13 protein-coding genes and 1 tRNA gene are annotated in these 13,918 nt (G+C 72.5%); 4 read left to right on the forward strand and 10 right to left on the reverse strand.

What is annotated here, in order from left to right:
* Entirely contained in the window at positions 1-2,409 is a 2,409-nt protein-coding gene (locus CLV72_RS08355) for an ATP-binding protein (protein WP_170140917.1), read from the reverse strand.
* Between the two features lie 440 nt (positions 2,410-2,849).
* Between CLV72_RS08355 and CLV72_RS08360 the strand changes: the two genes are divergently transcribed.
* Positions 2,850-3,251, forward strand: coding sequence for a DUF6907 domain-containing protein (locus CLV72_RS08360; RefSeq protein WP_146159388.1), 402 nt, complete (start codon positions 2,850-2,852; stop codon positions 3,249-3,251).
* Positions 3,252-3,382: 131 nt separating this feature from the next.
* Here CLV72_RS08360 and CLV72_RS08365 read toward each other — a convergent pair whose 3' ends face one another.
* On the reverse strand, positions 3,383-4,564 hold the full coding sequence (locus CLV72_RS08365) for a helix-turn-helix domain-containing protein (RefSeq protein ID WP_106242539.1): 1,182 nt from the start codon (positions 4,562-4,564) through the stop codon (positions 3,383-3,385).
* A gap of 96 nt (positions 4,565-4,660) precedes the next feature.
* On the opposite strand from CLV72_RS08365, the gene CLV72_RS08370 reads away from it, so the two are divergent.
* Positions 4,661-4,921, forward strand: coding sequence for a hypothetical protein (locus CLV72_RS08370; protein ID WP_106242542.1), 261 nt, complete (start codon positions 4,661-4,663; stop codon positions 4,919-4,921).
* 452 nt (positions 4,922-5,373) lie between these two features.
* Here CLV72_RS08370 and CLV72_RS08375 read toward each other — a convergent pair whose 3' ends face one another.
* From CLV72_RS08375 to CLV72_RS08400, 6 genes are all read right to left on the reverse strand, one after another.
* Positions 5,374-5,742: a hypothetical protein gene (locus tag CLV72_RS08375; RefSeq protein WP_106242545.1), complete on the reverse strand. Its 369-nt coding sequence runs from the start codon at positions 5,740-5,742 to the stop codon at positions 5,374-5,376.
* Complete coding sequence (locus CLV72_RS08380) at positions 5,742-7,001, reverse strand: phage major capsid protein (protein WP_170140918.1); 1,260 nt, start codon at positions 6,999-7,001, stop codon at positions 5,742-5,744. The genes CLV72_RS08375 and CLV72_RS08380 overlap by 1 nt, the downstream gene beginning before the upstream one ends.
* A 161-nt stretch (positions 7,002-7,162) precedes the next feature.
* A complete protein-coding gene (locus CLV72_RS08385; protein ID WP_106242552.1) occupies positions 7,163-7,627 on the reverse strand; it encodes a hypothetical protein in 465 nt (154 codons plus the stop codon).
* Positions 7,624-9,048, reverse strand: coding sequence for a DUF3631 domain-containing protein (locus CLV72_RS08390; protein WP_106242555.1), 1,425 nt, complete (start codon positions 9,046-9,048; stop codon positions 7,624-7,626). The genes CLV72_RS08385 and CLV72_RS08390 overlap by 4 nt, the downstream gene beginning before the upstream one ends.
* Positions 9,045-9,962: a bifunctional DNA primase/polymerase gene (locus CLV72_RS08395; RefSeq protein ID WP_106242558.1), complete on the reverse strand. Its 918-nt coding sequence runs from the start codon at positions 9,960-9,962 to the stop codon at positions 9,045-9,047. Before CLV72_RS08395 ends, CLV72_RS08390 begins: the two co-directional genes overlap by 4 nt.
* Positions 9,962-10,150, reverse strand: a complete 189-nt coding sequence (locus CLV72_RS08400) for a helix-turn-helix transcriptional regulator (RefSeq protein WP_106242562.1) — start codon at positions 10,148-10,150, stop codon at positions 9,962-9,964. Before CLV72_RS08400 ends, CLV72_RS08395 begins: the two co-directional genes overlap by 1 nt.
* Before the next feature lie 141 nt (positions 10,151-10,291).
* Between CLV72_RS08400 and CLV72_RS08405 the strand changes: the two genes are divergently transcribed.
* Together CLV72_RS08405 and CLV72_RS08410 are read left to right on the forward strand one after the other, a co-directional pair.
* Positions 10,292-10,903 (forward strand): helix-turn-helix domain-containing protein, encoded by a 612-nt coding sequence (locus CLV72_RS08405; RefSeq protein ID WP_106242566.1) that lies wholly within the window; start codon positions 10,292-10,294, stop codon positions 10,901-10,903.
* Entirely contained in the window at positions 10,903-12,093 is a 1,191-nt protein-coding gene (locus CLV72_RS08410) for a tyrosine-type recombinase/integrase (RefSeq protein ID WP_106242569.1), read from the forward strand. The genes CLV72_RS08405 and CLV72_RS08410 overlap by 1 nt, the downstream gene beginning before the upstream one ends.
* Before the next feature lie 88 nt (positions 12,094-12,181).
* Here the strand turns inward: CLV72_RS08410 and CLV72_RS08415 are convergent.
* A tRNA-Thr gene (locus CLV72_RS08415) sits at positions 12,182-12,257 on the reverse strand.
* A gap of 47 nt (positions 12,258-12,304) precedes the next feature.
* Entirely contained in the window at positions 12,305-13,495 is a 1,191-nt protein-coding gene (locus tag CLV72_RS08420; RefSeq protein ID WP_146159389.1) for a S8 family serine peptidase, read from the reverse strand.
* Positions 13,496-13,918 lie beyond the last annotated feature (423 nt).

Genomic DNA, 13,918 nt, shown 5'->3' on the forward strand with positions numbered 1-13,918 from the left:
TCACTCCGCGGGCAGCCGGGCCAGCACGGCGCGCACCGCCGTCGCCTCCTCCGAACCGGCCTGCTCCAGCCGCTCCAGCGCACGGCGCCAATCGGCGGCGGCGCGGGCGTGTTCGCCCATAGCGAACAAGGTGTGGGCGCGCTCGTTGAGGGCGGTGCCCTCGGCGTGGCCGTTGCCCAGCCGCTCGCTCAGCTCCAGCGCGCGCTCGACCCGCATCAGCCCGGCCTGCGGCAGGCCGAGGCCGCGGTAGGCGGCGGCCAGCGAGACCAGCGCCTCGATCTCCCAGAAGCGGTTCCCGCCGTGCCGGCCGACCCGCAGGCTCTCGCGGTGGCAGGCGACGGCCTCGTCGTAGCGGTGCTGCTCGGTGCGGAGCCGGCCCAGGTTGTTGACGGTGTTGGCGAGGCCGTCGCGGTCGCCGATCTCGCGCTGCACCACCAGGGCCCGCTCGTAGCAGTCGGCGGCCCGGTCGTGCTCGCCGAGCCGCTGGTGGGCGAGGCCCTGGTTGCACAGCAGGCCGCCCTCGCCGCGGCGCAGGCCGTGGTCGAGGCAGACCCGCATGGCGCGGTCGAAGTAGCCCTTGGCCCGGCGGGGGTCGCGGTCCAGGTGCAGCATGCCCAGGCGGTTGAGCGCGCGGACGACGCCGTCGTGCGCGCCCAGCTCCTCGAACAGCCGCAGCGAGGTCTCCAGCCGCTGGTGCGCCTCGTCCGGCGGCGCGCTCCAGGCGGTGCGGGCCGGGTCCATGCCGGCCAGGGCGCGGGCGTAGCCGTCGCCCGCGCGCACGGCCGCGGCGTCGACCAGCCCGACCAGCTCCTCCAGGCTCTCGCCGTGCCCCCAGAACTCCATCACGGTCTGCAGGTGGTCGACCAGGCAGGCGATCGGCAGCACCGGCTGCTCCGGGTCGCGCAGCGCCTGGAAGGCGATCGGCAGGATGCTCGGATGCTCGGCCTCCAGCCAGGCGAGCGCGTCCTCGGGATCGGCCGGGGCCGGGCCGGCCGCCCCCTCGGGCGGCAGCCGGGGCAGCAGCCGCCCGGGGCGCAGCAGCCGGTTGGCCTCCTGGAGGGCGGCCAGGTAGCCGCGGACGGCGCGGGCGAGCGCGGCGGACAGCTCGCCGGGCGGCTCCTCGCGCAGCGCCTGCTCGCGGGCGAACAGCCGGACCAGGTCGTGGAAGCGGTACCGGCCGGGGCCCTGCGGGATGAGCAGCTGGGCGTCGACCAGCCGCTCCAGCAGCACTCCCGCCGTGTCGGCGTCCACGCCCAGCGCGGCGCCCGCCGCCGCCTCGCCGACCGACTCGTGGTCCAGCCAGCCCAGCAGCCGGAACATCCGCGCCGCGCCGCCGGAGGGTTCCGGGGCGGCGGGGTCGGCCAGCTGCTCGTAGGCGACCTGGAAGACGGCGCGGACCGCGAGGTCGTCCAGCTGCAGCTCGTCCAGGCGGCGCTGGCGCGAGGCCAGCCGGTCGGCCAGGGTGCGCAGCCGCCAGCCGGGCCTGGCCACCAGCCGGGCCCCGGCGATCCGGACCGCCAGCGGCAGCCCGGCGCAGGCCGCGACCAGCTCGGCGGCCGCGTCCGGCTCGGCCTCGACCCGCTCGCGGCCGACGATGGCGGCCAGCAGCGCCACACCCTCGTCGCGGTCCAGGCAGTCGACGTCCACCACCGTGGCGCCGCCCAGCCCGACCAGCCGGGACCGGGCGGTGACCAGCACCGCGCAGCTGGGGCTGCCCGGCAGCACAGGGCGCACCTGGGCGGCGTCGCGGGCGTTGTCGAGCACCAGCAGCACCCGCCGGCCCGACAGCCGGGTGCGCAGCAGGGTGGAGCGCTCGTCCAGCCGCGCGGGCAGCGCCGCCTCGGGCACCCCGAGCGCGCGCAGGAAGAGCGCCAGCACGGCGGCGGGCTCCATCGGCTGGTGCCGTGCGCCCTGGAGGTCGGCGTAGAGCTGCCCGTCGGGGAACCGCCGCCGCACCCGGTGCGCGGCGCGCACCGCCACGGTGGTCTTGCCGACCCCGCCGATGCCGGCCAGCGCCACCACCGCCACCGCCTGTCCGTCGGCCTGCCCGCGCACCAGCAGCGACTCCACCCGGTCCAGCACCTCGCGCCGCCCGGTGAAGTCGGGAATGTCGGCCGGCAGCTGCGCGGGCACCGTGTCATGCGCGGCGTCCGCGCTCCCAGACCCCGCGAGCGCCATCGCGCGCAGCCGGTCGGCCTCGTCGGGCCCCAGCTCCAGCGAGGCCACCAGCAGCTCCACCGTCGCCCGCCTGGGCCGCCGCACCCGCCCGCGCTCCAGATCGCGAATGGCGCGGTCGGAGAGCCCCGAACGCAGCGCCAGGGTCTCCTGGCTCAAGCCCCGCCCCCGCCGCAGCCCGCGCAGGAACAGGCCGAAACCGCGGGCGTCGCCTGCGGCAACGACATCTCCCACGGTCGCTCCCGGAGGATGCGGACGAAACGGCTGGACCGGCGGATACCACCGGAAACCTTGATCGGACGGCCTGGCAACCGTATCGGACGCCTGCCCCACGCGTCCGCGAACCCGAATTCTCCGCCCCCGCCCAGCCGCAGGCCGGACCGCCACGGCGCGGGACGCGGCCCCGCGGGCCTTCGGCCGGGGCCCTTGGTTCTGGAGCCGACGAGGGGACTCGAACCCCTAACCTGCTGTTAGCCCGCACCGTAGGTTGAGACCTGCGCGAACACCCCCAGACCGCCGGTGAACTGCGAAAACACGACTCATTGAATCTCGCAGATTCCCGGCCCTTCCCGCGCCCATGTGTACCGAATGTGTACCGCGAGAAGTGCGCCCGACCAGGCAAGGCGATGCCGGTCGGGCGCTGGCCGGACCACCACGTAACGGAGGTCCGAACCATGAACAACGCTACTCCCAACCCCGAGATCCCCGCAGCGACCCGCCCCGGCTGGCTGACCGGTCCCTGCCCCGCGTGGTGCGACGGGAGACATGACGAATCCGACGGGCCGGATGACCGGCTGCACCACGGCGAGTTCGTCGCGGTCCCCATGTCGCTGCTGGCGCAGTGGAAGGACTCCGACCCGGGCGAGCCGGGCGGCTGGCACCTCCAGATGTGCGAGACCTCGTTGGAGCAGGGCTACCGAGAGGCTGAGCCCCGGGTGCTGATCTGGCTGCGCGCGATGAGCGAGGAAGAGCACGTGGACTTCCTGACGGTGGATGAGGCCGAGGAGTTCGCGCACGCGATCTTGGACCAAGTGCGACAAGCCCGCGACGGCGGCCCATCACAACGTTCCGCCTAGCGGAACGGCGGGGTACACGCTGGCCGGTACCCCGCTGACGCACCAGGCAGCGGCCGGTGCGTCAAGGACCGGGGGTACTCACGTTGTGAGTACCCCCGACCTGAACCAGCCAGCGGCCGGTGCAGGTCGGCCTACGCACTGGCCTTCGCCGTGGCGAGGAAGTCCCGGTACTCACCGACCAGGGGCTCACCGGGGTAGCGCTGGTTCAGCTCGGCGAGCAGGTCGCCGGCCCTGCTGAACAGCGCTCCCGAACGCCGCTTGAACTCGAACGCGCCGCGCCCGTGGTGGACGGCTTCGTCCAGGTCACCACGGCGGCCGGCGACCAGGCCGAGGTTCACCCGGGCGTCGGCGAGTCGCATGGGCCACCGGGTACCGGTCGGCTGCTGGCACTGGTCGATGACCTCGCGTGCGTGTTCCTCGGCGACGTCGTTCCAGCCGAGCAGGGCGTAGATCGTGGCGGCGTAGAACTCCGCCTTGGACGGGTCGAACACGAAGTGGTGTTCGGGGTGCGTTGGGCGCGGCAGCTGGGCCAGGACCTTGTTCCCGGCCTTCATGGCGTCTTCGGCGCGGCTATCCCCCATGCGCGCCCACGCCTTCGCCTCCTGCAACGCGAGCTGGACGCCCGCGCTCGTCACCCCGGCGTGTTCCTGCCCGGCCTGGGCCGCTGCAACGACGTCGGGGTAACGCCCTTCCGTGAGCGCGAACCACGCGGCCATCTCGAACGACCACGCGATGATCTCGCCGTGCCCGGCCTGCTCGCCGAGTTGGAACGCGACGCGGCGCGCGGTCTCGGCGGCGATCCGGTCGCCTACGTCGTAGTGCACGCACCCGAGCAGGGCGGCCAGCCATCCGGCGGCAACGAGTAGTTCGCGATGCTCGGCGAGCGTGGTCCGCATGTCGAGCATTCCCAGGACGCGGTTCATGACCGCGTTGCCGCGCTTGCGCAGCTTGGGACCCGGCATGGTCGGGTACTCGCGGCACAGCTGGTCGATCGTGGCGTGCGTGACGTCCAGCGTCCCCGGGCCGAGGTCGGACGCTTCGGCACGTCGCATGAAGTCCAGCAAGACGCCGGCCTCGTCGTCGGCGTCCGCCTGGTCGTCACCGTCGAGCGGCGGGGCAGCGGCTTCGATCAGCGTTCCGCCGGCGCCCAGCTCGGCATCCAAGGCGGCCACCAGCTCGGCGCTGGGCGGCTGTAGGCCACGCGCGGCGCGGGAGAGGTAGCCGACGTCGAAGTGCACGGCAGCGGCCAGCTTGCGCAGGCTGACGCCGCGTTCCGTCATGAGGTCACGGAGGTGGTCGCCGAATGCGGTCATGGTGTCGCCTCACCATGGTCGTTGACTGTTGACTCTGGGGCGCGGTCAACGGTCACGGGCTGGCCCGTGCTGTCAGCGTAGGCGAACGTTGGGTCCATGCCGAGCCGATCCGCGCCCCTGACCGTCGTCTACGTCGCCCATGCCGGTACCCGCGCCCATGCGGCCGAGCTGGCCGAGGCGGACGGCGTGACGGCGGACGGGACATGGATCACGGCGACCGTGCGCGGCCTGCTGCGGCTGTCGAACGGATCGGGCATCCAGTCCGACCACTTCCGGCTGCTCGTCACGACGGCGGCCGGTGTGCAGCTGGTCTTCGTCCCCACCGTGGTGGAGCTGCCGCCCCCTGCGGTCGTGTGAGCCACCGCAGCGGGCAGACATCGCGCCCCGTTGGGAGCCCGCTGCGGTGCTGGTGTCGTGGTCCTGGGCCGGTCCGTCCGGTTCCCCTGAGGCGGACGGGCAGAGGAGGAGGGGCGTCCCAGGGCCACGGCGGTATGCGGGACCCTCGCGGTTGACGGCGCGCGCCGCGAGGGTCCTTCCCATTTCCGTCCGGCTGGCGGACCGAAATGGTGGCGGGCTACCCCGGTCGCCCCCCGGGGGGGGTGGGGTGCGACGTGATGGAACGAGCGGGAGACCCTGCCCGCACGCTCCCTCTTCTCCCCCCGCAAGAATTCGGCGGATGATCATGGGCGCCCCGCCCCGCTCCGGCCACACAAATTTCGAATACGTAGGGGCGCGGGGTCGACCGGTGCCCTCCCAAGGCGACCCCCCGCCCCCCGTGCTGCCTGGCGGTGTCCCCGTCCGGTTCCCGGCTACCAGCGGGGAGCAGCTGGCTCGGCCGGTTCGCTGGCGTCGGGGTCAACCACCGGCCGCTCGCTGGTAGATGCCTTGGCCGCCTTCTTCCGTCGGCCTGAGCGCGGCCGGGCCGCATCCGGGCTCGGCAGGCGCCAGCACTGGCCGTGGTCGTCCCACTCGGCGGGCGTGCGCTCGGCGTCGGCCAGATGCGCAGGGACGGTCTGACCCTGCTTCACGAGCACGTACCGGCCGGGGCCGTCGGCCACGAAGCACGTGACCGCGGCCCGGTGCCGGGGGCGTGCCGGTGGCGGCGGGCCGGCGGGGCCGCGCTCCATGCGCCGCACCTCGTCGTACCCGTCGCCACCGGTGTACTTGAGCAGGGACATCAGTTCGTCACGCCGGTGCCGACGGCGAAGCTCGCGCCGTGCCGTAGCTGTACGTCCGCGCGCATCCGGCCGAGCACGCCGATCTTGCCCTCGTCGGCGTACCGCTCGTTGAGGGTGCGCAGCTCGAACCCGATCCGGATGCCGATCATCAGCTCGGCCCAGTTGCCGCAGTAGATCTCTGACTCGTTCGTGCCCGCGCCCAAGTCGATGGGCACGGCGGTCGTGGCGCGGCGCGGGATGTCGGCGATGTGGGTCGGTGGCATCAGGTAGGCGCCGGTCGCACCGTCCTCGCGGAGCTGGCCGACGGCGTTGGCGGTGCGAACGGACCAGATGAAGCCGGTGGGGATGCTGTTGGCGGTGGCGACCGTGGCGGCGAGATTCGACAGGGTGCCCCAGTCGGCCGCGCCGACGGCCGAGGTGATCGAGACGCCGGTCTGGTTGCGCACCCCGTCGGGCTCGGGCGGGGTGCCTGAGCCTCGCAGCGCCACACGGTCGAGTTCGATGGCGAACGAAGCGGCCATGGACTGGGCGAGCACGGCGCCGACGGCGACCGGGTTGGAGTCCTCGGCCAACTCCTGGGAGACCTTCGTCAGCGCGGTCAGGCGCCGGGCGGTGAAGGTCACGGCGTCCACGTCGCCGTCGGAGGGGGTGACCGTCGCGCCCTCGTTGAGCCACGACACCGACGGGTCGGACACGATGCGCGGCATCGACAGCGTGCTGGTGGTCATGGGCACCGTCATCGCGCCGGAGGCCATCACCGAACTGACGGAGCGGAGCCGGTCGATCAGCTGGGCGGCGATCGGGGCCGGCACGAGCTCGGGCGAACCCGACGTGCTCATGTCCTTCAGCGCGGCGGGGAGCTCGCTCCGGTACCGCGCGAGGTCGCCGGGTTCGCCCATCATCGCCTTGAGGTGCGCGCCGAGGTAGCCGAGCCGGAACTCCTCGTCGAAGGTCTTCGTGCCCTGGGAGGCGAGCCAGTCCACGGCCTTCTGCTGGGGAGTCAGCATCCGCTGGTTCTTGCGGAACGGCGCCACCGGCCCGCCGTCGGGCTCGCTGCCGCCCTCGCGGCCGCCGTTCAGGGCGGCGCGCTCGACCTGCTTGAGCGCGTCGATCTCGGCGTTCAGCGCCTTGATGTGGGCGACCTTGTCGGCGGCGGTGCCCGGGATGCTCTTGACCTTCGACATGTCGATGTCGGGACCGGCCTCGTCGAAGATCTTCTTCAGCTCGGCCTGCTTGGCTTCGAGCGCAGGGAACTTCACAGTGTCCTCCGGATGGTTCGCATGGTGAGTGCGGCCTTGAAGATCCGGAAGCGAGCCAGGACAGGCCCCGGGTTCCCGCGCCACGACGCGGAGGACGGGAAGGGAGGCCTTCCCTCCCCGTCCGACATTCCCGGCATAGGAACGGCTTCCATTCTACCGGATCACTCGAACTCGTGTTCGGTTTCACGGGGCGCCGCGCCGAGCCGCGCGGACTCGGCGAAGGCGTCCCACACGATCCACGTCCGGTCATCCAGCTGGGCGCGGCGGTCACCCTCGGCCTTCAACTGCTCGTGCAGCGGCCGGCGGTAGGACCGCGAGACGAGCACACCGCGCCGCGCCGCAGCGACTATGTGCCAGAGGTGACCGAACCACTGATCGATCTCGGCCCGGCACCGCTCGGCCATCCCCGTGGGGAGCCGGTCGAACGCCGCGAGCACCAGGGCGTCGCGCTCCGCGACCCCCCTTTGCTGGGCCGGGCAGGCGCCAAGGTGAACTTGCGTCGGGTCCCACCGGACGCCGGTGGCGTCGGCCTGGACGAGGATGCCGGTCCCGCCCTTGCAGTCCGGGCAGGACGACCGCGCCGCGACGTCGGCCAGTTCCTCGGGGTAGATGAACATCTCGATCATGCTGCCTCGCTTCGTTCGCGCGCCTGGCGGCGCATGGCGGTCTCGTGCTCCATGTGGTCGGCGCAGGTGTGGCAGGCCCGTCGGGGGGCGTTCGTGCAGCCGGAGACGGCGCACTCGGCGAGTTCGTCGACATGTTCCGTACCACCCGTACCACCGTCGTCTGTGCTGGTCGGAGTGGTACGGATCGTTTCCTGGTACGGATCGTTCCGTACCACGCCCTCATTCCGTACCTGGGCTGAGCTGGGAGGATGAGCTTGGTACGGGTGGTACGGTTCACCGTCGCCGTTGGACGGCGCGGTGTCGGCGGCCGGTGCGCAGTAGCGCGACCAGGCGTCGGCGAACTTCAGCCGGAGGTAGCCCTTGGCTCGGTCGATCCGACCGGGGGCGAAGTCGATGTTGCTCGACGTGATGTCGTACTCGCGGAGGAAGTCGCCGAGCTTGCGGGCGGTGAGCCCGTTCTTGCCCCACTCGGCCCAGGGTGCTTCCTCGATGGCCTTTAGGCCGTTGAGGAGGTCGGTGGTCTTGATCGCGTTCGGGTCGCCCTTGGCGGTGAACACGGCGCGGCAGTCGGCCAGGAGCCGGACGCCGGTGGAGCTGCCGGTGTCGGCCTGCTCGTGCGCGTCCGTGAGCGCCTTCGCCGCCTGGCGGGCGCGCTTCGGCCAGCTGCCGCCGGCCACGTCGGCGAGCGCGATGAGCGGTTCCCAGGTGTCGGCGGCCCGGTCCTCAACCGGCATGTTCGGCTCGGCCTGGCCGAGTTCGTCGAGGTTCGCCCGCACGCAGTCGGACAGTCGGTCGCGGAGTTCGTGTAGCGGCAGCTGGTCGCGCCGGTAGCGGAACTTGTCCACCTTCTCGCCCGGTGCCCGGCGCCGCATCGTGATGACCACGGCGCGGTCCTCGATCGTGTCCGGCATCGACCCGATGCCGGCGAGCGCGGCCATGGCGAAGGTGGGGAACTCGGCCACGAACTGCTCGGTGCCCTTGCCGACCACGCGCCGCGCCGGGCGGCCGCGCTGGTGCCCGGCGTTGAGCAGGCCCCGCAGCTCCTCGTTCTGCTCGGCGACCTTGCCGCCCCTGGCCGGAAAGATCGTGTCGGCCTCATCGAAGATCAGCGTCGGCGGCTCCTCGGCCTCGATGGAACGGAAGATCGCGGCCGGAGTGGCGTTGACGGCCACGATCGGCTTGAAGCTGATCGACTCCACGATGTCCAGGCACCGCGACTTGCCGCACCGCTTCTCAGGCGCCTTCACGACCAGCCGGGGCGCGTTGTCGGCCACCGTCTGGGCATGGGTGGCCGCACACCACAGCACCACGGCGTCAGCGGCCTCCGGACTCGGCAGCACCACGTACCGAGTGAACGCGGCGTGCACCTCATCCAGCAGGCCCGCCAACGTGTCGCCCTGGTCGAGGTCGTCGAGGTTCACGCGGCACCTTCTTGGATCTTGGCCCAGGACCGGGCGACTTCAGCGGCCACGCGGCCGGGGTACTTGCCCACGGCCTCACACCAGGGCGTCAACAGGTCAACGGCTTGCTCCTGGGAGAGCCCCGCACGCCAGCACGCCCCGACCGTGCCGTGAAAGTGAGCCGACCGGTCGGCAACGCTGAGGTCTGCCAGCCGATCAGTGAGCCACCGGGGAAGTCCTCCGGTAGGCGGGGGGACCCGGCGCGGAGCGCTCGCCCGCGCCGGCGGGGCCAGAAGCCGCTTGACCGCCGACCAGTCCAGGTCGCGCGGAGTGATGTCCCGGTGCTGAACCAGCTCGTAGCGGCCACGGCGCCCCGGGTCCCGGCGTGCCTTGGGGTCGCGCTCATCGATCACCGAAGGCGGGGCGAGCACATAGCCGCCGCTGGCCTTGAAGTCCAAGAAGTGCCGGGACAGCGCCCCGCACCCCCGGGTCGTGCCCTTGAAGTAGACGTGCGCCCCACCGCTCGGCGTAGACACCAGGGCACAAGCGCCGACGAGGAGCCCGGCCGCCTTGGCCCGGTCGAGTGCGGCGAACCCGCTGCCGCCCGGCTTGACGTCGACGTCGAGCACGTCCACGGCCGGCGCCCCGGTAGCGATCGCCACGTTCGCGTCCGGGCACCGCGACCACCACGCCGAGATCACCTCGGGATCGGTGGTCGCGTCGCGGAAGCCGTGCGGCACCAGCGCGCCGAGCGGCGCCTTACAGCCGGGCTCGCACGGGAACACCGGCCACCCCCGCGCGGCGTAGCCGAGCGCGGCCAGCCGAAGAGCGTCAGGCCGGGCGGGTACGCTGACGGTGTCGTTGGGCCAGGGCGCCGTATCGACGTCGGGCCGTTCCCCGGTGATGCGGGGGGCGGCCCCTTCGTGTGTCTGCATCAGGCGACCCGCCCGCCCGACTGGCTGTCCAGCCAGCGCTCGACGTCGGACCACCGGTAGCGCACATGGCGTCCCACCTTCGACCACTTCGGTCCTTTTCCGAGATAGCGCCACTGCGCCAGCGTCTTCTCCGGAATTCCGAGGTGGCGGGCTACCTCGGGCGGTGTGCCCAGGTTGCGCGTCTCCATGCCATCTCCTCGATCGCATCATGCATCAAAGTGATGCCTGACGCGATCAAGAATGATGCGAACCAGTGCGTGCTGTCAAGTAGATGCGAACTAACTTCGAGATGTCTTGCGTTGCTATCGAAATGATGCCATGGTGGCGCTATGGCTGCTCAGAAGAACCCGCTTGGGCCGGTAGGCGAACAGGTCCAGGCCAACGTCAAGCGCATCCGTGAGGCCCAGAACCTCACACTCGCCGAACTGTCTCGCCGACTGCGCGCTGTCGGCCGGGAGATCCCTACGCTCGGCCTGTCGCGCATTGAAGCGGGACAGCGCCGCGTTGACGCAGACGATCTTGTCGCGCTGGCGCTCGCGCTCGGCGTCTCCCCGGGCGCGCTGCTCTTGCCTGCACGTGAGCCGGACACCAGCGAGTGGCCGGGGCGACCGCCGGGCGGTCCCGAGGTGGCCTTGGCGGCTGAGGTCACCGCGCCTTGGGACAGGGCGTGGAGGTGGGTGCACGGTGAGACGCCATTGCCGGGGACACCCTCCGATCAGACGTGGGAGGCCCGTAGCCGCTGGCTGGAAGAGAACCGCCCCTACATGCGCCCCCTCACGCTCATGGAAGTGCAGCACTTCATCGAGATACGCGAGCGCGGTCCGTTTCGGGTCCAGCTCACGCACGACGGCACGAGGTGGGTCGATGAGCCCGGCGCCAACCGGTGGGAGGTCACCAACCCTCGGTCCGCGCCGTCGGCGCCTGATCGGGGTGACGACTGATGTCCCGCGTGTGGATCGAGGACCGCGCCGAGCACGCCGACTACCGCGAGCGCGTGGCGGCGGCGAAGAAGGCGAAGCGCACCCCGCCCGGCCGGTGGCGGGTCCGGTGGTACAACCCGGCCGGGAAGCTCAAGACGAAGACCGTCGGCACGGTGACGGAAGCCGACGCGGCGAAGCGCGACGTCGAGCGGCAGCTGGACAGCGGGACCTACCGGGACCCGGCCGCGGGCAAGGTCAAGGTGCGTGACGTGGCGGACGCCTGGTTCACGGCCCAGGTGCAGCTCAAGGACGGGTCGAAGAACGTGTACCGGGACGCGCTGGACGACTACGTGCTGCCGCAGTGGGGCGCCCGCGCGGTCGCGTCGGTCCGGTTCGAAGAGGTCGCGGCCTGGATCGCCAAGCTGGAATCCGAGCCGGGCAAGAAGAAGGCGTCGCTCGGCCCGGCCACGATCCGCATGATCCATCTCGTCTTCCTCATGGTGATGGAATGGGCGGTGAAGTCCGGCAAGATCGCTGTCAACCCGGCGCGGGACGTGCCGCTTCCCCGGCTGCCCATGGCCGACCACGTCTATCTGACGCACGTGGAAGTCGAGGTGCTGGCGACGGCCGCCGGAGAGTACCGGCCGCTGATCCTGTTCCTTGCCTACACCGGCTTGCGGTGGGGTGAGGCGTCGGCGCTCACCGTGGGCAGGCTCGACCTGGAGGCGCGCCGCGCGCACGTCGTCCAGCAGTACACCGACAACAAGGGCACGCTGAGCCTGGACACGCCGAAGACCCACGAGCGGCGGCAGGTCCCGATTCCCGCGTTCCTCGTTGACGAGCTGCGGCCGCTCGTTGAGGGGCGCGACGCCGATGCCCTGGTGTTCACCGCGCCGCGCGGCGGGCCGCTGTGGTTGCGGACCTGGCGGCCGAGGTACTTCAACAAGGCGTTGGCGAAGGCCGGCCTCTCGGGCCGGAAGGTGACGCCGCACAAGCTTCGCCACACGGCGGCGTCGCTGGCGATCGCCGCCGGGGCGGATGTGCTCGTGATCCAGAAGATGCTGGGCCACGCCAAGCCGTCGATCACGCTCGACACCTACGGGCACCTGTTCCCCGACCGGTTGGATGAGGTGGCCGAAGCGGTCGACGCGCGCCGCGCGGGAGCGCTGAGCGGCGCCGCTGAGAAGCAGCGCACGGCGGAGGCTGCCTGAGCCATGTGTACCGAATGTGTACCGCGCGGGCGCGGCCCGCCCGGCCCCGTCGATCCCCGGCTGTCTGACCTGGTGTTCAACGCGGACTTGGAGCCGACGAGGGGACTCGAACCCCTAACCTGCTGTTTACAAGACAGCTGCTCTGCCAGTTGAGCCACGTCGGCGGGTCAGTTGAATGGTAGTGCTTCGGGGCGCGGGGGCGTAGCGGGATTCAGCCGGTCCAGCGGTAGGAGCGGCGGCGGAGGGTGAGCAGCAGCAGGACGGTGAGGCCCGCGACGCCCAGGGCGATGATGGCGGTGAGGACCAGCCAGTCGACGCCGGTGTCGGCGGTCTCGTCGGGGGGCGGGGCGGCGGCAGACGGGGACGGGAGCGCGGCGTCCAGTTCGGCGGCCGCGGCCAGGGCGGCCGCCGCGTCGAGGACGGGGGCGGCCGTGCCGGTGGCGCCCTCGGCGGTGGAGTCCGTGCTGGAGCCGGTCGGCTCGGCGGACTCCTCGGTGCTCGGGGCGGGTGGACCGCCCAGGGCCTGGACGACCTGGGCGGGGCTGAGCCGGGGGTGGGCGGCGCGGACGAGTGCGGCGACGCCCGCGGTGACGGAGGCCGCGGCGGCGGCGCCGCTGGTGTCGGCGTAGCCGCCGCCGGGGGCGGTGCTGGTGAGGGCGGTGCCCGGTGCCCACAGTTCCGTGCCGGAGCCGGCCAGCGGGTCGGGGGCGAGGCTCTGGTCGACCGGGCCGACGGCGAGGACGGCGTCGTGGGCGCCGGGAAAGGCCGCTCCGTCGGCGGTGTCGCCCGCGGCGGCGACGAGGACGGCGCCCTGGTCGGCGGCGAACTCGATGGCCTGGCGCTCCGCCTCGCTGAGCCTGGAGGCGGGGGCGGCGCCGCTGTAGGAGAGGCTGATCACCTGCGCGCCGCCGGTGGCCGCCTGCCGGATGGCGCGGGCCAGCGCCGCCTCGCGCTCGGCGCCGTCGCCGCCCTCGGGCACCGGGACCGCCAGCAGCGAGGCGTCCGGGGCGACACCGGTGAGCCCGGCCGCGTGCTCGGCGCCGTGGCCGTGCGCGGCGATGAGCCCGGCCATGGCGGTGCCGTGGGCGAGGTCGGCGCCGCCGGTGTCGGCGCCGGAGCCGATGGCGAGGTTGTCGACCAGGTCGGGGTGGGCGGGATCGACCGGGGTATCGACGACGGCGACCGTGATGCCGCCGCCCCGGGTGGTCTCCCACACCTCGGGGACGCCGATGGCCGGCAGCGCCCACAGTTCCTGCTGGAGTTCGCCGGACGCGGGGTCGGCGGTGGTGTCGGCCGCGGCGGGCGGCGCCGGGAGCAGCGTCAGCGCGCACAGCAGCGCGCAGGCGCGGACCAGTGCTCCGGCGGGGCGGGCGGCGGGACGGGTGCGGGGGCGAAGGCGCATGAGGGATGTGGGGCCGATAAAGGTGAGGGCGGCAGGAGAGGTGGAGGAGGGTGTGCCGCCCTCACCTGGATCGTGAGGGCGCGCGTACGGGCAGGACCGCGGCGGACCGTGGGGACCCACCGTGCGCCCAATTGTGCCACGTACACGCGTTCCTCGATCGGGACCGGCGCACCGTGGGTGCCGGGGACTCCGGCCGGCCTCCATGGGGGAAGTAGGGGGCCGGTCGCCCGCCACCGGGCGCGTACCTGCCCGAAGCCATTCCAGGATGCAGTGCGGTCCGGCAGTCGAGCCAGGAAGTTGTCCCGGCAGTTTCTGCCCTTTCCAGCTCGCGACCGACCCGATTGGTCACACTGCTGGTCACACTGCGCGTCCGACCGGTCACGCGACGCCTGGACGCGGGCGAGGGTGGACCGGCGTGCGCTC

Source organism: Allonocardiopsis opalescens (assembly GCF_003002095.1).
Classification (GTDB): Bacteria; Actinomycetota; Actinomycetes; order Streptosporangiales; family Streptosporangiaceae; genus Allonocardiopsis; species Allonocardiopsis opalescens.